We start from the raw sequence: 19,801 nt of genomic DNA, 5'->3' as shown, positions 1-19,801 counted from the left end.
CACAGGAACGAATGCGCCTGCGTCGCAGCGCACGCGGCAGCGAGCCGTGATTATGCCAATTTCGGAGGCGCGAGGCGGATCGGCGGTTGTTGTCGGTCGAGCTCTCCGCTTTCCGATATACATCGTCAAGCGCAGGATAGTCATCCATTGCGCTTGCCGAGGCGGTCGAGCCGGTCGAGCCCCAGTACGACGAGCGGGAGCGATGCCCGTCGCCGTGCGACGTGCAGGAAAGCGGACCGCAAGAGAGCGCACCCATTTCCCGCGTTGGATTGCCTCTTGTCAAACTGAGCCAGCCGTTAGATCAAACGAGATCGGCATGCCATTGCCGATTCTGTCCGTCACCGCCTACTCTGAGCTAGAGCAAGCGGAACTGGAGCGCGACGCGATCAAGCATGGCGGCGGTCAGTGTGGTATTGCCGCCAATGGTTTGGTCGGCGAACCACCGATCACATCACACCGGAAACCGTCTGATTCGATCGACTACATAGCTGCCACCCGCAATCCCCCAACTCGATTCAGCTTGATCGACGATAGATTTGTGGTTTGGGTTTTCTATCTTTTTCGTCGCTTCAGCATGGAGTGTCACAGTATTTCCGCCAAACATTTGGCACAAGCTGCAGTAAATAGCCCTATCGCCTGCTCCATCGCGTGCTCGTCGGTAAACCTGCACATTTTTGTGGATTCCCAATTCCCGCCAAGACGTTGAAGAACAGCCCGGTCGTCCGTCACACCATAACCGGGGTATTCAAGCTCCTCATAAATCAACGTTATCGGAGACACTGTCCCCGCGCCCGGCTTCGCGCCCGACCTGATCATATCGAGCACGTTCTTGGTCACCAACTCTGCAGGTTGGGAGCCGTGTTTTTCGCATATCGCATGAGCCATATTATCTAACCTTCATTTTAAACCCACGTTGGGTAAGATACCTCGACTGACCCAACGGTCCCGAGGGAACGTTCTCGCCACCAGCCCGCAATACATTAGCTACGTGGTCGACGCAACTATTCGATCTCTCATCATATTGACCCAACTCGCGCCCGATCTGTTTCTGCTGATATGCGATCGCCGCATTCGCGTCGGGAAGTGGCACTTCCGTAGTATGCAGAACAGTGAGGCTAGCCCAATTTCCGTCCCGGTCTTAGTTGGAAAATTCCGGCTCTTCGGGGCGGGCCGGATCGGCCCCATCGGTGCACTGGCGGGCGAATTCCGCCGGTGTCATCCACAGCAGCGCAGAGTGAGGGCGCGCCTCGTTATAGTACTCGCGCCAGACTTCGATTTTGCGTCTGGCGTCCTCTAGCGACAAGAACTAATGTGCGTTGAGGCATTCCTCCCGAAAGCGTCCGTTGAAGGGTTCGTTCTTCGCGTTGTCGGCCGGCTTGCCAAGGCGCGAGAGGCCAATCTCCGCGCCATTCTCGTACGCCCATCCTTGGAGCGCCTTCTAAATAAATTCGCAGCTAGACCGGATCGTACTGCGTGCGTTACTCAACCTTTTCAAGTACCAAAAACAACAGTGACCGTTTACGCGGCCGCTGCATAGCATTTCCACGGGACGTCAATGCAAGTCCAAAAAATCATCGCACGTAGCGTAGTGGCTCATGCATCGAATAAAATCCCCGATAAAGCGATTAACTCCTGCTTGCACGCCAAATCGATCTCCTCGCTCACTTCGAATATGGCAATATTACCATCACGACTACCCGAACGCCAAGCCTCAATCAAGCACACATACCAATTGTCGTTTACGCGGCTTTTGGGTCATTTCTTTCGCCATCTCTTAATGTCTATTAGATATTTATCTGCAACACCAAAGAAATCAAAACCAATAGCGAATGACATATCAGCAGACACAAAGACAATTTCATTCAATATTTTGTCGCCGAACTCGACGTCTACATTGAGGCCTTTCATGGTTCTGACGAGCACCATTCCACAGTACTTCCAATCTTCATCGATGAGAACGTAAAAATCGCCCCGACGATCCTTCATGACTACGAGTTCGGCGTGAAGTTCACTCCTAGAAATTCGCCCAACCTCTTGGTGTAACCGTGTAGATTCTTCCTTAAATCGCTCCAAAAAAATATCCGTTTCCTCCAGGGAAACTATCTCCGGTCGATCTTCAGCCGGGAACAAAGACTCCACTTTCCCAAGATAGTCACTGAGTATTTTTTTTCCTGCGACTTTTCTGTAAAGAAGATCCTTCCTGTATTGATTCACGCCGCGCTTGCTCATGAGCAATCCCCGTAATAAGCTTTACCTTTCGGATTGTCTATCTTAGGCCGACCATAATCATTCATCCGCGTTTCGCCGCTAATCGGATCAATCTTTACCTTGCCAGCCTCCCAATGAGGATCGTCTTGATGGCTCACATCCGTCGTCTGCTGCTGGACAGTCGCCTGTATTTTTCCACCGCCCGCCTGGGGTACCTCATATCGATACTCTAAGCCAGAAGCATTTCTTGACTGACTGATTGGTTGTTGGCTCGTCGGAATACCTGCTTGCCTCATTGCTTCTCTGCGCGCAGTTCGGGATGTCAGACAACGCGCCAAGCCAAGTGGATCAATCCATCCCAACGGGTTCGGCGCGTATTGATATATGTTTATCCCGCCCACCAGCCCGATTGGGTCTTTGCTGACGAACCGGCCGCTGTTCGGGTCATAGTATCTGTGTCGGTTATAATGCAGCCCCGCCTCGAAGACAGGGGCCGCTCGCGCGGCCCCGCAAACAATCGATCAGCACAAGTCTAGGAAATCATCGTACTTAGAGTAGTGGTTCAAGCATCGAACAACCTCTTCAGTTGAAGCCGTTGGCTTCTGCTTGTATGCCAAATCGATAACATCTTGCAAGTGCTCTCGCATATAGCCTTGCTCAAGCCCCAACGCAATTACAGACTCAGGAAATACCTCGTTGTCGTCATCATCGAAGTCCGGTACGTCACCTACATAGACGTCCATGCCGATTCGCAAATCGTCGGTATCCTTTGGTACATAGACCATGTAAACAGCGTCCCGATCCTTCTTTTCTCTAACAAGGCTGATCAAATCGTCAATCTTGTAAAACGTATTTATAACGAAGCTGTTCATAATGGGCATCCTGTAGCAGAGTCCAACTTCCCTTTTCGACCAAGCTATCCACCGCCCCATTTATCACGCCAGCCAGTATCGTCTGGATGGTATACCGTGGTTATCGCCGTGATCGCTTCGCTCCACCAAATTTAATTTCTCGACTTCATCGTTATGATGCCACGTCATCCCAGGTGGGCTACTTCCAAGATCCTTCGGCTTTTTCGACCAATCAAGTAGCGCCGGGTTGCGCGGTCGCCCCCCCTTGTCAAAGAGACCCGAGACGACTTCAAAGTCAGCGACCTTGCGGACGAAATAGTCACATCGGGACTGTGCATCGAGTCGCAGCACGTTCTCTATATTCTTTAAATATGCCGTCATCGTTTGTCACGTGAACCCCTGCGTAACGATAATAGATGCTGCAGGCGAATCGCAGTAACCGACACCACAACCGACTACCTCGCGCAGCATCTTCTGGCGCATCAAGTCCACTCGTCCTTAGTGCAGCCGTAGAGGAACCGACGCGAGCGACTCACATTCGAGTGCCCGGTCGGCGCTGACGCCCCCGTGTTGCAAGCACGCGTCCTCATATGCAACATACTCGCCATCAGATTTGGAGGCGAGCATCGCGTCGATCTTTCCGAAATCAGCATCGGAAGGAATGTCAACCGCAAAGAGAGAAAGCCCACGCGTGACGGAACATTGCGCTCCGAGAGAGTTCAGATCGGAAATGATCGATGCTTTGGTGTCGGGATCCTCGGCAAAAACTCGCAGTGTTGAATGGCCTCCTCGTGCAACCACGGAGGTTGCAAAGAGTTCTCCGTCGACATCTTTCACCGCTACCGTGTCTCCTTTACTCACACCGCAGACGTAATACGGTACGTTATCAACCACACAAGAAAGATCATCCGAAAATATACCCCAGAGAGACTCATATTCCATTGGAGGGTATCCGTCTTCATCTTTCTTCAATCTAAAAATAATCTTCCTAAGCTCTCGCATATTCCACCCTTAACTGTCACACGGCGTACGCCCCAAGCGATTAAGTCGCTTGAAATTATCCTTGATTTTATCCCACAATCGCCTGTTACACTTGCGACACAGAACTTGCGTGTTGTCTTCATCGTTTGCTCCGCCGAGCGCATCCGGCTCGATGTGATCGAATTGACGCTCATTTGTCGGCGGGGTGATCCCGCGCTGACTTTTCTTTCCTGGAACAACTTCAACCCCGCAACATTCACAAGTCCCTTTCCCGAAGAATTCCTGATTTTCTTTCGCAACCTTGTCCTTAACGGATTTCGGAATGCGAGCTAAGCCGAGAGGGTCAATCCACTCGATCGGATTCGGAGCGTATTGGTAAACGTTGGCCCCGCCGTTGAGCCCGATAGGATCCTCCGAAGTAAATCGGCCAGTTTCTGGATCGTAATATCGATATCGGTTATAAGCGAGCCCCGTCTCATCATCAACCTGCTGCCCCTGAAACCGCAACGGATTCCTCGCCACAATCCCCGCCGCCTTAGACGCCCGCGCAATCACCTCCCGCGCTTCGCCCCACGCCTTATACGACGCTTCCCATACGACGTCACCGTCGCCATCGGTCAGCAACTGCGGCGTACCAATCTGATCGCAGTGGTAATAGAACACCGCCGCCTCACCCCGCCGCTCCGGCACCTTCTGCAGCGGATCCTCCTCCGGCACATAGCGATCAGTACTCTTCCACTCCGGCGTCGCGATCCCATCGACCGGCCCCGCCACATACTGCGCCAGCGGCACGAACGTCCCCGGCTCGTAGAGGTAATGCGTGCCGCGCTCGCCATCGCTCTCGTACGCGAGCGTGTCACCATCCCACCCGAACACCGTCCGCTCGCCGTTCACCTCCTTCGCAATCCGCCGCCCGAACGCGTCATAGAAATACCGCGCCTGACTCTGCCGCGACGTCTCCGCAACCCGCGCGCGCAGCAAGCGATTGAATTCATCCCACTCGTATTCCTGCTCGCCCGCCGGCGTGCGCTTGCGCACAAGATTCCCGCGGGCGTCGTACTCGAAGTGCATCCCCGCATACGCCTTCAGCAGGTTCCCGAGCACCTTCGGCACCTCGACCGGCAACGTGCTTTCCGGCCGCACCGGGCTCGGACGCGATGCAGGCGTGTCCGCTGTCCGCACCGGATCGATGATGTTGCTCGCCGGATCGAACGCAAACCGTTCCTTTGCGATGGGACTGATCGCCTCGATCAGCCGTCCGACCGGGTCGTATCGATAGTCGGTCCCGCCCTTGCGGCTGTCCTCGATCCGCGACAACTGCCCCGCCGCGTCATAGCGATACCGCCGCTCGGCAAGCGGCGCAGGTGACGTCGATCGCTGGATCGTCTGCTGCAACACGCGTCCGGCCGGATCGTAATGCGTGCGCTGCCCGACCTTGCTCGACAGCACGCGCACCGTCTCGCGATGAAGATCGTCGCGCTCGAACTGCACGCGCTCCTCGCCGTCGAGCAGCATCCCGTGCACGTGCCCGGAGCCATACATCAACCAGTCGACCACATGCCCGCCCGGCCGAACGGTACGCCGCCGATTGCCGAGTTCGTCGTATTCGTGATGCCATACGTAGCTGCGCCGCTCGCCGAACAGATCGTAGGCGTGATGTTCACGCACGAGATTGCCGACCGAATCGAAGAAGAACTGCACGCGGCTGTACCGATTCACCGCGTCGATCAGCCTGCCGCTCCGATCATAGGCAAACCGCTCTTCGCTTTCCCCCGCGACACGCTTCAGCAGACGGCCGTTTGCATCGACGTCGACCGAAGTCACGCAGCCCGCTTCATCGATCGCGACGAGACTGCCGCTGTCCCGATCGTACTGATAACGCGTCGACTTGCCGTCAAAGCCGACTTCCTCAATTAGCCGCCCTGCCGGATCGTAGTGGAACTGGTACGTCGCAAAGTTAGCATCGGTGAGAGCGGTCAAGCGCCCGAGGCGGTCATAGCGATACGCAACCGTCTGCCCGAGCGCGTCCGCGCGGCTGGCAATGCGGCCGACCGCGTCGTAGCCATATCGCGTCGACCGATTGAGCTGATCCGTGTGCCGGAGCAAACGACCTTCCGCATCGTATTGAACCTGCTCGACGCCGGCAGGCGAGCGAACTTCTGTCGGTTGCCCGTTCGGGCCGTACCGATAGGCAACCACGCCGCCAGCCGCATCCTTCGTCTCGATCACGCGCCCGATATCGTCGTAGCGCCACTCCGTCTTCTTTCCGGAGCAGTCCGTATAGCTCGTGATCTGCCCGGCATCGTTGTACTCGAGCGTCTTCGCGCCGCCCTTTGCATCGATGATCTGCGTCGGCAAGCCCTTGTCGTCGTATTCGTACTTCGTCGAGTGCTCGAGCGGATCGATTTCCTCGACGAGATTGCCGGCATCATCGTACTTGCGCTGCCACACGTGCCCGTTCGGGTCGACGAGCCGGATCATCTGATCCTTGTCGTCATACGCCATTTCGACAACGCTGCCGTCCGCGCGCTCGTGCTGCACCAGATTGCCGCGCGCGTCGTATTCGCGCCGCTCGATGCTGCCATCCTGTCGGATATGCAACACCAGATTGTGATGAGCATCGCGTCGGAACCACTCCTGGTTACCGTCCGGATACACGATCCGATACACATAACCATGGATGTTGAAGTAGTACCGCGTCATCTGACCGAGGGCATCGGTCACGTAGGTCAGACGGATGTTCGGATTCCATGCGAGCCTGAGATCGAGACTGCCGTCGTCGGCGTATTCGCGGATACATTTCGCGTCTGCGTTGTCTTCAGCATCCGCGCCATCCCATTCGAGCGTCATCCCGCGGCCCGTGCGATCGGTATAGCGCGTCACAAGATGCCGGTGATACTGATACGTCCGTGCGTTGCCATGGCGATCGGTCGCACGCACGAGATCGCCGTCCGCATCGTATTCGTAGCTCGCCAGCGTACGATGCGCGCCGTCCTTGATCACGTGTTCGATCTGCACGATTCGGCCATGCCTGTCGTGCTCGAACGCGAGTACATTTCCGCTCGCATCGATCACGCGCGCAAGACGGTCAAGCGCATCGTAGTCGAGCGTGATCGTGTTGCCGGCACGGTCCTTCTGCATCGCAAGCCGGAAAGCGTCGCCACGGCGCTCGTACACATGCAGCACCGCGTGGCCGTATGCGATCGTCACCCACCTATCGTCGAGCCGAGACAACGTCAGGTTCTCGGACAGATCATCGTGCGCCGCGCCGGCCGCAAGCGCCGGATACTCGATGCTGCGCCCTTCCGCATCGCGATAGATCCACTGACCGTTCTTGATGTCGATTCGCGTGGTATAGGGCGTGATCCATCGCGCACCGAGTTCACCGTTGTCATACGCGGAAAGCCGGGAACGATACGTACGCTCCCACACGAAGGGCATGGCGCCCGGCAGGTCGAAATCCACGTGGGAGAACGTTTCGTCGCCGAACGCGAAATCGATGGACGCCGGCGACGCCCCAAGCCCGCAAGCCTTGCACGCGCTCGCCCCCGGCCCTTCGGCCGGCGCTTGCCCGTTGGTTTTTTCGAGCCGCTCCTGCCCACGCGTCTTCCTCGCCTGGCTCGTGCCGGCCGCCTTGACGTCCGCAGTCTGCTCATGAAGCTTCGCGCGTGCCTTGACGCGCCCGACGGCCTCGATCAGCTGCAAGACCAGCCACATCATCTTGCCTTCCTCGCTGCCGGCAAGCGACCGAATCGACGCCGCGATCTTCGGCGCTTCGGTGCGAAGGAATGTCACCGTGCTGCGAAACGGCTCGAGCCACGCATCCGGCGCAAGCTGCGCCATCGTGCCGGCCGTCTTGTTGACCACCTTCTTGCCCAGCGCCTTGGTCCCCTCGTACGCGAACTGGATGCCGTCACCGACGCGGCTCGGGCTGTACCACGGCCGGTCGTCCGCCATCTTCTTCGCAAGTTCCTGCTGCCGCTTCAGATTCGCGTTGGCGTCGAAGAGCTGCCCGTGCAGCGCCTTGTCCATGCCCGTCGCCAGCGCGAGCATGATCTCCTGGCACGTCGACGCGCATCCGTCGAGCAATTCGACGAGGCCGGCCTTCAGCTTGTTGAGAAAGTCCTCGATCTCGGTCGCGCAGGTCGCGTTGATATGCGTGACCAGCACCGAGATGATCGCCGCGCCGAGATTGTTGCGGGTTGCCAGCAATTCGTGTCGAACGAGCGCGAGCAGCGGGCGCGCCGACATCCGGAACGGCGCGAGCGTCGGCGGGATTGGAATGATGCCGAGCAGGTTGATCGCAAGGCTCATGTAGTCGAGCACCTGACCGCCGCGTTTCTCGATGATTTCGGCGATATCGCCAAGCGCGTCGACCATCGCCATGATGTTGCCGATGATCGGGACCGCACCGGCAAACGTCTTCACATCCTCGAACGTGATGTGGTTGCCGCTGATCCGCCGCAACCACGCATCGAAGCGGTTGCCGACCGCGGCGACATCCTTGGCGGAAACATCGCTGAGCCAGGAAACGGCCTGTTCCTTCTCAGCGCCCGGTGGAAGTTGTTGTGCCATGTCGTTGTTCGTTCAATTCGTTTTTTCAAGACGGCTGACAAGCCGCGAGCTCTCAGGATTTCAATGGTCCGCCGAACCCGCTGGTCGGCAGTTTCATGCCCGCCGGGCCCGCCGCCGACGCCACGGTCGCGGCGCCCTTGCCCGCGATACCGGCGACGCCCGGCAAAGCAACGGGCAAAGCGCCCTGCAACGCTCCGGACGCCGCATTCGCCGCCGGCGCGGCCAGCGCGGCAAGCCCACCCTGACGTGCGGCCTGGACCATCCCGGCCACCTGCTTCGCCGCACCGCTCAGGCTCGACGCCGTATGCAACGCCGACGCAACGCCGGCTCCACCCAACGCGGTCGCCGCGGCCGGCAATGCGGAACTCGCGAGCCCGCCAAGCGCCGCACCCGCGCCACCGCCGCTCACCAGCCCCATCGCCGCTGTCGTCGCGGCCGGCGCCATCCCCTGCAGCTGGCTCGCGAGCTGGCCGCTCGCCGCGGCTTGCGCGGCCTCCGGCGACGGCTCGACCGGCTCCGCCGGCCACTTCGCCTGCTTGAAATAGTTCGCCGGCTGATCCGACTCGCGCGGGTCTTTCCCGAATTCGACGCGCACGGCCCCCGGCGGCAAACCGCTCACGACCGTATGGCCGCTGCTGTCGAGCGCGCCTTTCTTCAGCACGGCGCCGTTCACGTCTCTCACCGTGAACAGCCCGCCTTTGACCGCCTCGCCGTTCACATACTTGTGAAACAGTTCGAGCTGCCCCGGCTGATCCGGCCGCGGGCTCAGCAACGGATAACCCATGCTCGCGGGCCCCGCGAACGTATGCGACGCGCCCTTCACATCGACCGCGCCCGGCGTATGAATCTCGATGTTGCCGTCCTTGATGCGGATATACCCGCCGCCGCTCGTCAGCAGAATCCCCTGATCGGCCGCGATCTCGATCCGGTCGGTTGCGGACACAACCTTCACCGCCTTCTGCGCGGTCACCTCGACGTTGTCCGACTGCGCCTGGATCTCGACCTTGCCCTTGCCCGCGAACAGCTTCATCCCCGCGTTCTGCACGAACAGGCTCAGCTTCTGCCCGATGCTGCCGATCAGCGACTTGCCTGCCGCGACATGCACGCTCTGCCCGCTCGCCACATTCACGTGATCGTTCGCGACCATGTGCAGCGACTGCTGCGTCGACATCGCGATCCCCGACGGGCTGCCGAACAGCATCACCGGCTCCTTGAACGCGTTCGCGCTGCCCGTGCCGCCGCCGGCCGTCCGGCCGCCCGACGCGTTGCCCGACGCGCTGTCCTGCGTCGCGTCGGTGAACGCGCGCATCGTCTCGTGTGCTTCCTTCAGGCTTTCCGCCTGATGCTGCTCGCTCACGCCCGACAGCGCTTCCACCAGGCTCTCGCCGGTCACGAGCTGCTGCTGCGCTTCCTTCACGTCGAGCGGCTGGCTGTTCGGCGCCTTCGGATGGGTCGTGACGTACAGCCCCTGGCTCGCCCGCACCGCGCCGTATGCGTCCGAGCGCAGATCGAAGCCGCTGCCCAGGTACGATCCGCGCGAATTGCCGTTCTGGTCGATGATGTAGCCCAGATGCAGCAGGCTGTTCGCGCTGCTGCTCATCAGTTGCACGCGGTTCTGGCCGGTCGCGTCGTCCATCACGAGCTGGTTGTAGCCGCCGCCCGAATACTCTTTCGAGCGATAGCCGGACAAGATCCCGTCGGAATGCCACTGCGGCTGGTTCGCGCCGTTGTACACGCGACCGACTGCGAGCGGCCGGTCGCAATCGCCGCCCACATAGTCGATCAGCACCTCCTCGCCGATACGCGGCACGTGCACGCCGCCGTAGCCGCCGCCGGTATCGGATTGAACGACGCGCACCCAGCACGATGCGTTCTCGTTACCGGGGTTCAGACGATCCCACACGAACTGCACGCGGATCCGGTTCAGCTCGTCGGTATAGACTTCCTCGCCCTGCGGCCCGACGACGATCGCCGTCTCGAGATGCATCTTCGGCTTCTCGTGTTCGAACGGGCTGCGATACGGCACGCTCACGCGCTGCGCCTCGACCTCGACGAGATAGAAGCCGACCGAGCCGTCGGCGTGCGGCACACGAAACGCGGGGTCGGCGCCATAGCCGTCCTGCGCTTGCGTCAACGCTTCGCGCAGGCTGTACGGGAAGTCCGCGCTGCCGCTCGCAACGGGCAGGTTGTTCTCGATCCACCATTGCACGCTGATCGCCGCGAATTCGCGCTGATCGGCCGGATCGCGATCGTGCTCAGGATGATCGGCCAGTATGAAACGCCGCCCGGCATCGACCGCCCGCACGCCGCCCGCGCCGTGAAAGCGCTTCGCCTCCGACTCCCACTGCTCCATCCGGATCTTCGTCAGATGGTCGCCGCGTGTCTGGTCGAGATACGTGTACGCGCCGGTGTATTCGTAGACTTCGAGCTGGTCGGGCAATTCGCCCTGACCGGCCATCGTCGGCAGCATCGTGCCCTTCGGGTTCGACGGCTGCGACGGATTCTTGTAGTCGAACGTGCGCGTCGTGCGCGTCACGCTCTGCAGCGTGCGCGTGCCCGACCATTGCGTGAACGCGTCGGCTTCGCTCGCCGCCCCGCCGCGATAGAAACGCACGGTCTCGGGCGATAGCGGCGCGAACGCCTGCAGGTTGTCGGTGATGACGAGCGTATGCGACTTGCCGTCGTCGGCCTGCTGCCACGTCGTGTAAAGGCCTTCGCTCTCCATCAGCCGGTGCACGAAATGCCAGTCGGTGTCGTGCTGGCGTGTGTACGAACGGCTCGGCAGCGGCTGCGACAGCGCGAAGCGGAAATGTCCGCGCGCCTGCGGATGCTGGTTCAGCACGTCGCTGATGATCTGGTCGACGGTCGTATCGTTCCAGATCCGCTGGTCGCGGCGAAACTTCAGGAAATGGGTGAAATCGGCGAACGTCAGCTGATAGGTCGTTAGGCCGCCGTCGGCGCCGAGGCGCCGCGCGGTGTGCACGTAGCCGTGCACCGGGCGGTAGCTGCGGTCGGCCTGCTGGATCCACAACGTGACCGGCTGCGCGATCAGCTTTTTGAGTTCCAGATCGCTGTCGGTCGACAGCACGTCCAGCGTGAATTCGTACGCGCGCCCGATGCGCGAGCGGCCGACCGCCCGCTGCACGGTCAGCACGTTCGCGCCCAACGGGGTATCGAGCTTCAACAGCCGGTCCTGCTGAAGCAACCCGCCGCGCAATGCGGCAACAGTGTTCTGCATGTTCATGGCAACGGCCTTTTCTTCTTCTGACGCGCCCTCGGATGGCGCGTTGAGCGATTTCGCTCGCGCGATTTTACAGACAAATTACTGCGCGAATCGGAAAAATGACCTGATTTAAAAGAGTATTTTTAAGCGTGTTCTGAACTGGCCGGAGCAACTTATCGAGCGCTCTTTCGTTGCCCTTCGCGCAGCCTCGTCAAGCGGCATTGCCCGAGCGCCGCCCGCGGAATCGATTGCAATCAGGGCCAATTCGACTTCCGGCGCGGCGCGGTTGCGAGTAGTGTCTACGTGCCCGCTTTCCGGCCCCAGCCCGGGCACGCCGATGCCCGGCGCCAAACACCACACTGAATGACTGGAGATCTGCGATGAAACGTTCGAAGTTCCTGCTGTCGGGCCTGCTGCTCGCGTCGGCCCTCGGTTTCACGGCGGTCGCCGCGCACGCGGAAGACTTGCTTGACTCGGTGAAGAAAGCCGGCGTGCTGCGCGTCGGTCTCGAAGGCACGTATCCGCCGTTCAACTCGCGCGGCACGTCGGGCCAGCTCGAGGGCTTCGACGTCGACGTCGCGAATGCGGTTGCCGGCAAGCTCGGCGTCAAGACGCAGTTCGTCCCGACCGAATGGAGCGGCATCATCGCCGGGCTGCAGGCCGGCAAATTCGACGTGATCGTCAATCAGGTGACGATCACGCCGCAACGCAAGGAGGCGCTCGACTTCAGCGAGCCGTACACGTACTCGGCCGCGCAGCTGATCCAGCGCAAGGACGACACGCGCAACTTCAAGTCGCTCGAGGACTTCAAGGGCAAGAAGCTCGGCGTGACGCTCGGCACCAACTACGACCAGATGGCGCGCAGCGTGCCGGGCATCGAGGTGCAGACGTATCCGGGCGCGCCGGAAAAGCTGCGGGATCTCGCCGCGGGCCGGATCGAAGCGACGCTCGACGACCGGCTGATGCTGCCGTACATGATCAAGACGTCGAATCTGCCGCTGCGCTCGGGCGCGGTGCTGAACGGCGGCAAGCAGGAGATGGCGATCCCGTTCCGCAAGGGCAATCCGAAGTTCGAGAAAGCGATCAACGATGCGCTCGATTCGCTGCGCAAGGAAGGCACGCTGAAGAAGATCTCGATGCACTGGTTCGGCAGCGACGTGACCGTGCCGGTCGCGCAGTAAGCGGTTCGCCGCGCTTTCTGTGCGTCACGTTCTTCGCTGCGGCGAAGGCGTGACGCTCGGCTCGGACTTCTCCTCTCCTTCTTTCCTCTTCCTTTGTCGATCAAGCGGCCTCGTCGAAGCGGGCAAGCAGCATCTGGCCGATCGGCGTCAGCGCCGGGCGCGCGGCAACCGCATTCAAGCGTACCTGCGTATCGTCGACGAGCCGTTTTTCGACCAGCACGGCGAATGCCGGGTTCGCGAGGTCGACACTGTCCGGCGCACGCGCAATGCGCAGCAGCATAGAGAATTCGTGCGGACTCAACATGGTCCTTGTCTCCTGATCGTCCGCGCGACCCGGTTCAATCGGCGTCGATCGTGTTGTCGAATCGAATGGATATGCGGCAGAAGCCGATGCGGCAGCGGGAGCGAGATCCCGGGTGACCGCCGCGCGACGCGGGCACGGCGTCGCATGCGGTCACGCACCGCCCGATCGCGCAGGTGTTGCCGCGACGGGAATGTGCAACGTTAGGGGCGCCGCGTGACGGGGGCGTGACAGGAACGGGGGCAACGATGGCGCTGGCATAGCGGCCCACAGCGGACGCGGTGCGACGGTGCGCTACGTCCGCGGCGCGCGGCCACTAAATCGCTCGCGCTGATCGGCGTGCAGCGCGCGCCGACGACGCAGCGACGCCGGCGCGCGGCGCTCCAGCGAGTCCAGTGCGCGCAGCAGGTTGCGTTTCAGCATACCGGCAGCGGGTTTCTCGACTGCCACATGCACCAACAGCGCCGTGCCGATCGCCGCAGCGACAACAGTCCAAAACAGCACGCCTTGGTCGACGATCGGGCCGGCTTGATTGAAAACCATGTATCCGACGTTCTGGTGGATCAAGTACAGCGGGTAGCTGACCGCGCCGAACCAAACCCATCGCGGACTGGACAGCATAGGCGTTCGGCGCAGTGCGAGCGCCAGCATCACCACGAAGAACCCGGTCATCGCGATCGCGACGATCACGGGATTCAGCTCCTTCCCGAAATTCTCGGCGAAATTCGGCAGCAGTTGGCGTTCGTGGTACAGCGAAAGTCCCCAGGATGCGCAAACGAGCGCGACGCGTGATCGCGACAGGCCGCGGTCACGGATGAGAAAGCATGCAGCGCCGGCAATAAAAAAGCCCGCATAGTCCGTCACCAGGAAACCCTTGAGTTTGATGAACGGAAACACCTCGACGAGCACCGTGCAAATCAGCCAGGCGAACAGCCAGCGCTCCGCCCGGTGAATCTGGCCGACGATGAGCAGAATGCCCACCAGGCGATAAAACCGCAGTTCTGCACCGAGTGACCAGTACGCACCGTCGATAGGGTCGGCACCGAATCCCCCGCCGAGGGTGATCATATTCATGACGAACTGCGGCCACGTCGCGACGAAGCGATCGCCGCCAATCGCGAGCGTCACGAGAAAGGTGATCGTGCAGCAAACCCAGAAGGCCGGCAGCAGGCGAGACGCTCGCGAGGCGATGAAGCGCTTCACGCTTCCGTCGCCCGCCGTCATCAGAATCACGAAGCCGCTGATCATGAAGAACAGGTGCACGCCGAGGAAACCATACTGCGCGACCGGCTCGAGCGCTGGATAGTGCATCGACGTCAGATCGTCAGCCGCATGGCCTCGGAATGCATAGTGAAAGAACACGACGGCGATCGCGGCAACAAAGCGGAGCAGATCGAGCTCGGGAATACGGGACAACTTCACGGTTTGGGCTTGTTGGAATTATCGTTGTGGCCTGCGCCGGCCCGGCGACAGTTTGACCTCGCACGACGGTCTATTCGTGCGCGCCCGCCATTATGGACGAGCTGGCCTTAGAGCGCCGTCTGGCGGCTGGGGGAAACGTGACGGGTGCTCTGGAAACGCGAAGGGGCTACGCAAACATCGCGTAACCCCTTGCTGGATATGGTGCGGCTGCAGGAATGGGATTTACGATTTAACAGTCTGATTCCAATAAGAATCACCTCAGATAAAGATCCGATACACCCCCAAACGTACCCCCATACACCGGGAGACCTGCGAGAGCATCCTCACGAAGCATATGTGTATGCTACAGGCGTCAACGTCATGCACACACCGGCAGTGGAAAAGTCAAGAACGATGGTCAGTTTGACCCCGGACGCGATCGCCAAGCTCAAGACGACGGCAGTGCGCGAACGACCATACGCGCCCCGCATCAGTATCGCCCTCGCGGTCCGGCTTCTGGATAAGAGCGATCGGTACTTCGACCCGTTCGCCGTGTTGGACGAACTCGACTATCTCGAAGGCATCCGCCCGACATCCAAAACAAAGCGTGAATCGCCATTCAAGGGACCTCACCTCCAACCCTTTTGGCATAAGCACTTCAGCTCGGCCCGGCACCTTGTCCGAAATATCGGGATCCGCTGGAATCTCGCCGACGGCGGAAACAGAGATCTAGATCGGATGCTGCGCGAAGTCGCGGAGACATACGGCGAAGATCCCGAACTGTGGCAAGCCTACCTCGCGCACCGCCTAGTAGTCGGCGGGTTCGAGGAACGAGCCCAAAGGGGACTAACTGGCGATTGGATCATCTACGCGAAACACGATGGCGCGAACTATTACTTGGATCTCGCCACGCACGAAGAGGCTAAGCCGGAGCACGCTGAAAAGCTATTGAAAAAATTGCGCGATGGCTGCTTCGCGGAATTTCCCTTCGCCTTTCCGTGACGCACCGCCAAGGAAACATGAGTTCCGTACGCCGCCAGAACGAATTTTTGTTGGAGATTTGGAGACAAGCGCTCATTTCGGCCGGTCTGCCGCGACTGGCAAGGCTCCGACTATCTCCAAGTATGTCTCCCAAAACCCTCTTTTCTTGGAGATAAGTTTAGAGATAGACGCCCGGACAAGGCACAGCGGCTCACTCGGCAGTTGCCCCGATCTGGAACGCTGCGCGCAAAGAATTCCCCCGCGCCGTCGCCCTCCCCGCCACGGGGCTATACGGCGCAAATGCGCCTAGAGCGATGGAGGGTTCGGTCGAATAGCAGTCGAAACGGTGAACGTGCTAGAGTTTTCGAGCGGTGAGACCAAGTAGATTGTTATAAAAAACGGGGGCAATATGGCCGAGAAACTGTACAAGGCGTACGTGAAGACGCTGGATCATCCTCATGTGCTGGAGATGATTGTGTCAGCATCAGACGGCGAGGCTGCCGCGAAAAAAGCTTTGAGCCACGTCAAAGAAGCCAATCCAGAGAAAGGCAGATCAGTCGCGGAGTCTCAAAAAAACTCGGTCGTGCTCGCGGTCAAGGCGGCCGGAAAAAACGGCTGCATTGTCATTAACAAGCTTCCCCTTGTGATATTTGAGGAAATCTCGAAGACAGTCGCGAAAAAGGGAGCCTAGTTTGGGACATCAGCGCCGCCCGCCGAACAGGTGCTTAGCGACCGTCAAAGGCCCTACGCTCATCATTTCGGCGGTGGATCGACCACTGCAGCACTGGCCCTGCGTCGTGTCCCCGGTATCCGCACGCACCTGGGCGGACGAGGTCGCCGCTCAGTGCACAAAAAGTAACTTTGAGCGGCGCACATTAAGCCGAGTCGCGCACCCGCATGATCGTCTGGCGGCTCGTGCCATACCGTTTCGCGAGACTCGCCACGCTCACCCCTTCGCTCAAATGCTGGCGCACGTCGTCCTGCTGTTGCTTAGTCAGCGCGGACGGACGGCCCATCGCCTTCCCTTCCGCCCTTGCTCGGGCGATACCGGCTTGTGTCCGCTCTATCAGTAGATCCCGTTCAAATTCGGCTACGGCATTCAATACCTGCATCGTCATACGGCCGGCCGCGCTCGTCAGGTCGACACCACCAAGAGCAAGGCAGTGAATTCGGATGCCGCGATCTGCCAGAGTCTCAACGGTCTCACGCACATCCATTGCGTTACGACCAAGTCGATCAAGCTTGGTCGCGATCAACACATCCCCTTCCTCCATCTTGAGGAGCAGCTCCGCAAACCCCGGTCGCTGTTGCGCGCTAACACTACCGGAGATGCTCTCCGTGACGACTCGACGCTTGTCGACCGAAAAGCCGGCCGCCTCGATCTCGCGAAGTTGGTTAGCCGCCGTCTGGTCGGTCGTGCTGACGCGGGCGTACGCGAAGGTCCGGGACATGACGTACTCTCAGTATGTTCGAAAAGGATGTCCGAATCATACCCCATGTCCGAAAACTATAAAGCCTTATTTTCGGACACTCCTGAACACCCATGTCCGGAAGGGATCGATTTCGGACATGTCGCAAGCAGCGACAAAATGGCTCTGCGTAACCGCCCCTCTATCTCGATAAAACAATATGTGCAAGAATCGAAGCGTCGACGCGCTAGACGACGTCGTGCTGAGTAACAAAAGCAACCATCGACCACAAAACAATTAACCTCCACGGGGCATAGGATGGCAGAGTCCGATATTTCGGGTAAATCAGCGGCAGAGCTGAGGAAAGATATTGTTGAATATCTGACCGCGTTGCGCGGGCGGCAACAGGGGTTCTCGTTCCGATTGGTGACAGAGCGACTGCGCACCACCAAAATGCCTACCGCTCGCGGCTACGATGAACTAATACCCAAGTATCGAGCACTTTCGCTCGCGAGTCCTTATCTGCCTGATTACCAAAAAGTGATTAAGGAATTGCATCGGGACTCAGTGCTGTTTTCAAAGCGCGCGGTCGCGTTCTACAAAGTCGACCCAGCGCTAGCCAAGCCAGTCGCGGCCGGAATCGAAGCCCTTGTCGAAGACAAGACCCCCTTCTCTGATAGCTTCCCTTTTCCCATTGCGCCGTCAGTGCTTCGACGTGCTGGGTACAACGGAAGGTTTGTACGATTCCGAACAGAAGGGAACGTTCTTCGCGCGATCGCGTGCGCAAAGAGATCGTTTAGGGAACGAAAACCGATTGAAATCGAAGAGCTTCATGAAGAAGCGAAGAGTGCTCTGAGCGAATTTGACGAAGTGATCGGAATTCGCCACGGCGTGGTTCAGGCGTACGATTACATCGAATTTAACAAATCTACGCACATCCTTTCTGTTCATATCGACATCTGCTGCCCGATGGGTTCAGAGGATTTCAAGCAGATCCGGACCCACTATATAGCGACACTTAACGAGGTGTGCGGCTTTGAGCCTGGCCCAGAAACCTCTATCGTTCTACCTGAAAATTTGTTCCCGTACGTTCAGAAATTCTATGACGACGTCGACGGCAAGGTCGGCAAGCTAGGACATGCGACGGGCACCGACTCCGTCAAAGAGGAGCGGATGCGCAGTCGTCGGAAGGACCTGAGACAAGAGCCGTTCCACAAGCGCGGACTGGAAGAGATCAAAACTACAGATTCCTACGCTATCCGAAAAAGCTGGCCGCTGGAAAAGGGACCGAACACACCCACGATCGAGCTGCCCGGTCACTTTGCCGACGCCGGCAACCCTGACGCGGCAATTTTTTATGCGATCCTAGAGCAATGTGCGAACGGAGCGCAGTATAAAATGCTCATTGACAAACTTGCTTGAGACCTGACATGCAAAAAGATGATGCGTTAGCGCGCATTCGCGAGGACCTGGGCACACAGCCTAGCCTCGTACACGCGTGCGAAGCCATCGTCGAGTATGTGGCTGCTCGGCCAGCAACGTTGCTGGAAAGAGTAACGTTCGGATCTCTAAGCAAGGCCGCAAGCCTTTCTGACGTCAAGGAAGTCATCCCCGCTGTCCAGTATCTCTCCGGTTCGAGGCTTCCGCTTTTCGAAACAGCGTACTCATTTATCGACGGCGATGAAGAGTACGACCTCTCCGACGAGGATATTCAGGAAGCGCGCCGTACACGGGTATTCAATCATCCCGACCTCGGGGAGCCTGTCAAGGATTTCGAGCGCCTGATATACGTCTACTTCCGGCTGACGCCCGAAGCCGTTGAATTATGCGCGGACGGGAAGTAATGAAGCTTGAATCTCTGACAGTCGCAGACCTGGAAGGCTATGACGAGATCAATCCTGAACTGGCATTGGTAGCTCGCCGCCTTCTCGCGCCAACGCGAGGCTACGAAGTATGGTCGGATGTACTTGAGCTGGATCTCCTTCAGTGTATCAAGATGCTTGAAGAGGACCCGCAGATCCGTGCTAAAGACGGCGAAGATCGGCTCACAGCGGAAATAATCACGATGCTGAGGTCACGATCGTACGATGCCTCGCATGATGAAAAGGTCGGCGGCCACTCGGACATCGTTGTTCGCCATGCTAAGGGCTACCTCTGGTTAGGTGAAGCGAAGATACATAGCACCTATGATTACCTGCTCCAGGGCTTCAACCAGCTATGTACGCGATACTCACGAGGAACGCCAGATAGCGATCGAGGTAGCTTGATCGTCTATACCCGTGTTCAGGACGTTGGAGCAGTGATAAAAAAGTGGCGAGCCCACCTTGGCGATCAAAAGATCGCCGAATTTGTCGCGGACGACTGCCCTCATCGTAAGGAGATAGGTTTCCGGTCGAAGCACAAGCACGATTCGTCCGGGCGCGATTATCGCGTGTGGCACGTTGGAGTTGTCCTTCACTTTGACCCGAAAGACAAAGAAAAGAAGTAACCCCCTAGGACGATGGCGCCCCCCGTTTGATTGCGTTATCGTCGCATGCGTACTCCAGCATCCAAGATATACCCGCCCCAGCTATCGATCTTGAGTCTGGCGTGCGGAAAATCCGCTCCACCAAGCAGCTTTGGGTCGGAGATATTCTGAGAGATAAGAGGGGCTAATCAGTCGAGCCTAGGCTCCCACCGAATGCCGAACA

At 59.1% G+C, this 19,801-nt stretch carries 17 protein-coding genes and 2 pseudogenes; 7 read left to right on the top strand and 12 right to left on the bottom strand.

All coding sequences use genetic code 11. From position 1 onward, the window contains the following. Window positions 1–316: 316 nt before the first annotated feature. Window positions 317–706, top strand: coding sequence for a hypothetical protein (locus BSE24067_RS08655; RefSeq protein WP_151064204.1), 390 nt, complete (start codon window positions 317–319; stop codon window positions 704–706). A 432-nt stretch (window positions 707–1,138) separates the two neighbouring features. On the opposite strand, the pseudogene BSE24067_RS08650 reads toward BSE24067_RS08655, so the two are convergent. The 9 genes and pseudogenes from BSE24067_RS08650 to BSE24067_RS08615 all read right to left on the bottom strand — a co-directional run. Further along, window positions 1,139–1,438 (bottom strand): annotated as a pseudogene (locus BSE24067_RS08650) (integrase core domain-containing protein); the annotation flags it as partial. Window positions 1,439–1,755: 317 nt separating this feature from the next. Then, window positions 1,756–2,229 (bottom strand): hypothetical protein, encoded by a 474-nt coding sequence (locus BSE24067_RS08645; protein ID WP_151064205.1) that lies wholly within the window; start codon window positions 2,227–2,229, stop codon window positions 1,756–1,758. Next, window positions 2,226–2,504 carry a hypothetical protein gene (locus BSE24067_RS33100; RefSeq protein WP_420883511.1) on the bottom strand — a complete coding sequence of 93 codons (279 nt, stop codon included), beginning with the start codon at window positions 2,502–2,504 and terminating at the stop codon, window positions 2,226–2,228. The genes BSE24067_RS08645 and BSE24067_RS33100 overlap by 4 nt, the downstream gene beginning before the upstream one ends. Before the next feature lie 42 nt (window positions 2,505–2,546). Further along, window positions 2,547–2,690, bottom strand: a pseudogene (locus BSE24067_RS33095) (RHS repeat-associated core domain-containing protein); the annotation flags it as partial. Window positions 2,691–2,729: 39 nt separating this feature from the next. After that, window positions 2,730–3,080, bottom strand: a complete 351-nt coding sequence (locus tag BSE24067_RS08635; RefSeq protein ID WP_151064206.1) for a DUF7716 domain-containing protein — start codon at window positions 3,078–3,080, stop codon at window positions 2,730–2,732. Between the two features lie 63 nt (window positions 3,081–3,143). After that, on the bottom strand, window positions 3,144–3,248 hold the full coding sequence (locus BSE24067_RS33090) for a hypothetical protein (RefSeq protein WP_420883518.1): 105 nt from the start codon (window positions 3,246–3,248) through the stop codon (window positions 3,144–3,146). A gap of 309 nt (window positions 3,249–3,557) precedes the next feature. Further along, on the bottom strand, window positions 3,558–4,001 hold the full coding sequence (locus tag BSE24067_RS08625) for a DUF4265 domain-containing protein (protein ID WP_208455063.1): 444 nt from the start codon (window positions 3,999–4,001) through the stop codon (window positions 3,558–3,560). A 69-nt stretch (window positions 4,002–4,070) separates the two neighbouring features. Continuing rightward, a complete protein-coding gene (locus BSE24067_RS08620) occupies window positions 4,071–8,615 on the bottom strand; it encodes an RHS repeat-associated core domain-containing protein (protein WP_151064208.1) in 4,545 nt (1,514 codons plus the stop codon). A gap of 52 nt (window positions 8,616–8,667) precedes the next feature. Then, window positions 8,668–11,859, bottom strand: coding sequence for a type VI secretion system Vgr family protein (locus BSE24067_RS08615; protein WP_151064209.1), 3,192 nt, complete (start codon window positions 11,857–11,859; stop codon window positions 8,668–8,670). A 359-nt stretch (window positions 11,860–12,218) separates the two neighbouring features. Between BSE24067_RS08615 and BSE24067_RS08610 the strand changes: the two genes are divergently transcribed. Then, window positions 12,219–13,019 (top strand): transporter substrate-binding domain-containing protein, encoded by an 801-nt coding sequence (locus tag BSE24067_RS08610; protein WP_014722334.1) that lies wholly within the window; start codon window positions 12,219–12,221, stop codon window positions 13,017–13,019. A 100-nt stretch (window positions 13,020–13,119) separates the two neighbouring features. Here the strand turns inward: BSE24067_RS08610 and BSE24067_RS08605 are convergent, their stop codons facing one another. Then, complete coding sequence (locus BSE24067_RS08605) at window positions 13,120–13,323, bottom strand: hypothetical protein (protein WP_151064210.1); 204 nt, start codon at window positions 13,321–13,323, stop codon at window positions 13,120–13,122. A gap of 291 nt (window positions 13,324–13,614) precedes the next feature. Continuing rightward, window positions 13,615–14,742 (bottom strand): acyltransferase family protein, encoded by a 1,128-nt coding sequence (locus BSE24067_RS08600; protein ID WP_244130551.1) that lies wholly within the window; start codon window positions 14,740–14,742, stop codon window positions 13,615–13,617. A 393-nt stretch (window positions 14,743–15,135) separates the two neighbouring features. Here BSE24067_RS08600 and BSE24067_RS08595 point away from each other — a divergent pair, with 393 nt between their 5' ends. Further along, window positions 15,136–15,723: a hypothetical protein gene (locus BSE24067_RS08595; protein WP_151064211.1), complete on the top strand. Its 588-nt coding sequence runs from the start codon at window positions 15,136–15,138 to the stop codon at window positions 15,721–15,723. A 388-nt stretch (window positions 15,724–16,111) separates the two neighbouring features. After that, the gene (locus tag BSE24067_RS08590) at window positions 16,112–16,393 is read left to right on the top strand and encodes a hypothetical protein (protein WP_059617979.1); all 282 of its coding nucleotides are present in this window, start codon (window positions 16,112–16,114) and stop codon (window positions 16,391–16,393) included. A 184-nt stretch (window positions 16,394–16,577) separates the two neighbouring features. On the opposite strand, the gene BSE24067_RS08585 is transcribed toward BSE24067_RS08590, so the two are convergent. After that, window positions 16,578–17,153, bottom strand: a complete 576-nt coding sequence (locus BSE24067_RS08585) for a recombinase family protein (protein WP_151064212.1) — start codon at window positions 17,151–17,153, stop codon at window positions 16,578–16,580. Between the two features lie 276 nt (window positions 17,154–17,429). Between BSE24067_RS08585 and BSE24067_RS08580 the strand changes: the two genes are divergently transcribed. The 3 genes from BSE24067_RS08580 to BSE24067_RS08570 are packed head-to-tail and all read left to right on the top strand — an operon-like array spanning window position 17,430 to window position 19,599. Continuing rightward, window positions 17,430–18,533, top strand: a complete 1,104-nt coding sequence (locus BSE24067_RS08580) for a hypothetical protein (protein ID WP_151064213.1) — start codon at window positions 17,430–17,432, stop codon at window positions 18,531–18,533. Window positions 18,534–18,541: 8 nt separating this feature from the next. Then, complete coding sequence (locus tag BSE24067_RS08575) at window positions 18,542–18,955, top strand: hypothetical protein (protein WP_109342971.1); 414 nt, start codon at window positions 18,542–18,544, stop codon at window positions 18,953–18,955. Beyond that, a complete protein-coding gene (locus tag BSE24067_RS08570; RefSeq protein WP_151064214.1) occupies window positions 18,955–19,599 on the top strand; it encodes a hypothetical protein in 645 nt (214 codons plus the stop codon). Before BSE24067_RS08575 ends, BSE24067_RS08570 begins: the two co-directional genes overlap by 1 nt. Window positions 19,600–19,801: the final 202 nt, after the last annotated feature.

The organism is Burkholderia latens, from assembly GCF_902499045.1.
Classification (GTDB): Bacteria; Pseudomonadota; Gammaproteobacteria; order Burkholderiales; family Burkholderiaceae; genus Burkholderia; species Burkholderia latens.
This window is presented reverse-complemented; position numbering and strand designations above follow the sequence as displayed.

What these genes read in the sequence shown, in the direction of transcription:
- BSE24067_RS08655 (WP_151064204.1), top strand. Translation starts at nt 317, where the DNA reads ATGCCATTGCCGATTCTGTCCGTCACCGCCTACTCTGAGCTAGAGCAA.
- BSE24067_RS08595 (WP_151064211.1), top strand. Translation starts at nt 15,136, where the DNA reads ATGGTCAGTTTGACCCCGGACGCGATCGCCAAGCTCAAGACGACGGCA.
- BSE24067_RS08580 (WP_151064213.1), top strand. Translation starts at nt 17,430, where the DNA reads ATGGCAGAGTCCGATATTTCGGGTAAATCAGCGGCAGAGCTGAGGAAA.
- BSE24067_RS08585 (WP_151064212.1), bottom strand. Translation starts at nt 17,153, where the DNA reads ATGTCCCGGACCTTCGCGTACGCCCGCGTCAGCACGACCGACCAGACG.
- BSE24067_RS33090 (WP_420883518.1), bottom strand. Translation starts at nt 3,248, where the DNA reads ATGACGTGGCATCATAACGATGAAGTCGAGAAATTAAATTTGGTGGAG.
- BSE24067_RS08575 (WP_109342971.1), top strand. Translation starts at nt 18,542, where the DNA reads ATGCAAAAAGATGATGCGTTAGCGCGCATTCGCGAGGACCTGGGCACA.
- BSE24067_RS33100 (WP_420883511.1), bottom strand. Translation starts at nt 2,504, where the DNA reads ATGAGGCAAGCAGGTATTCCGACGAGCCAACAACCAATCAGTCAGTCA.
- BSE24067_RS08635 (WP_151064206.1), bottom strand. Translation starts at nt 3,080, where the DNA reads ATGAACAGCTTCGTTATAAATACGTTTTACAAGATTGACGATTTGATC.
- BSE24067_RS08590 (WP_059617979.1), top strand. Translation starts at nt 16,112, where the DNA reads ATGGCCGAGAAACTGTACAAGGCGTACGTGAAGACGCTGGATCATCCT.
- BSE24067_RS08645 (WP_151064205.1), bottom strand. Translation starts at nt 2,229, where the DNA reads ATGAGCAAGCGCGGCGTGAATCAATACAGGAAGGATCTTCTTTACAGA.
- BSE24067_RS08570 (WP_151064214.1), top strand. Translation starts at nt 18,955, where the DNA reads ATGAAGCTTGAATCTCTGACAGTCGCAGACCTGGAAGGCTATGACGAG.
- BSE24067_RS08610 (WP_014722334.1), top strand. Translation starts at nt 12,219, where the DNA reads ATGAAACGTTCGAAGTTCCTGCTGTCGGGCCTGCTGCTCGCGTCGGCC.
- BSE24067_RS08625 (WP_208455063.1), bottom strand. Translation starts at nt 4,001, where the DNA reads ATGGAATATGAGTCTCTCTGGGGTATATTTTCGGATGATCTTTCTTGT.
- BSE24067_RS08615 (WP_151064209.1), bottom strand. Translation starts at nt 11,859, where the DNA reads ATGAACATGCAGAACACTGTTGCCGCATTGCGCGGCGGGTTGCTTCAG.
- BSE24067_RS08605 (WP_151064210.1), bottom strand. Translation starts at nt 13,323, where the DNA reads ATGTTGAGTCCGCACGAATTCTCTATGCTGCTGCGCATTGCGCGTGCG.
- BSE24067_RS08620 (WP_151064208.1), bottom strand. Translation starts at nt 8,615, where the DNA reads ATGGCACAACAACTTCCACCGGGCGCTGAGAAGGAACAGGCCGTTTCC.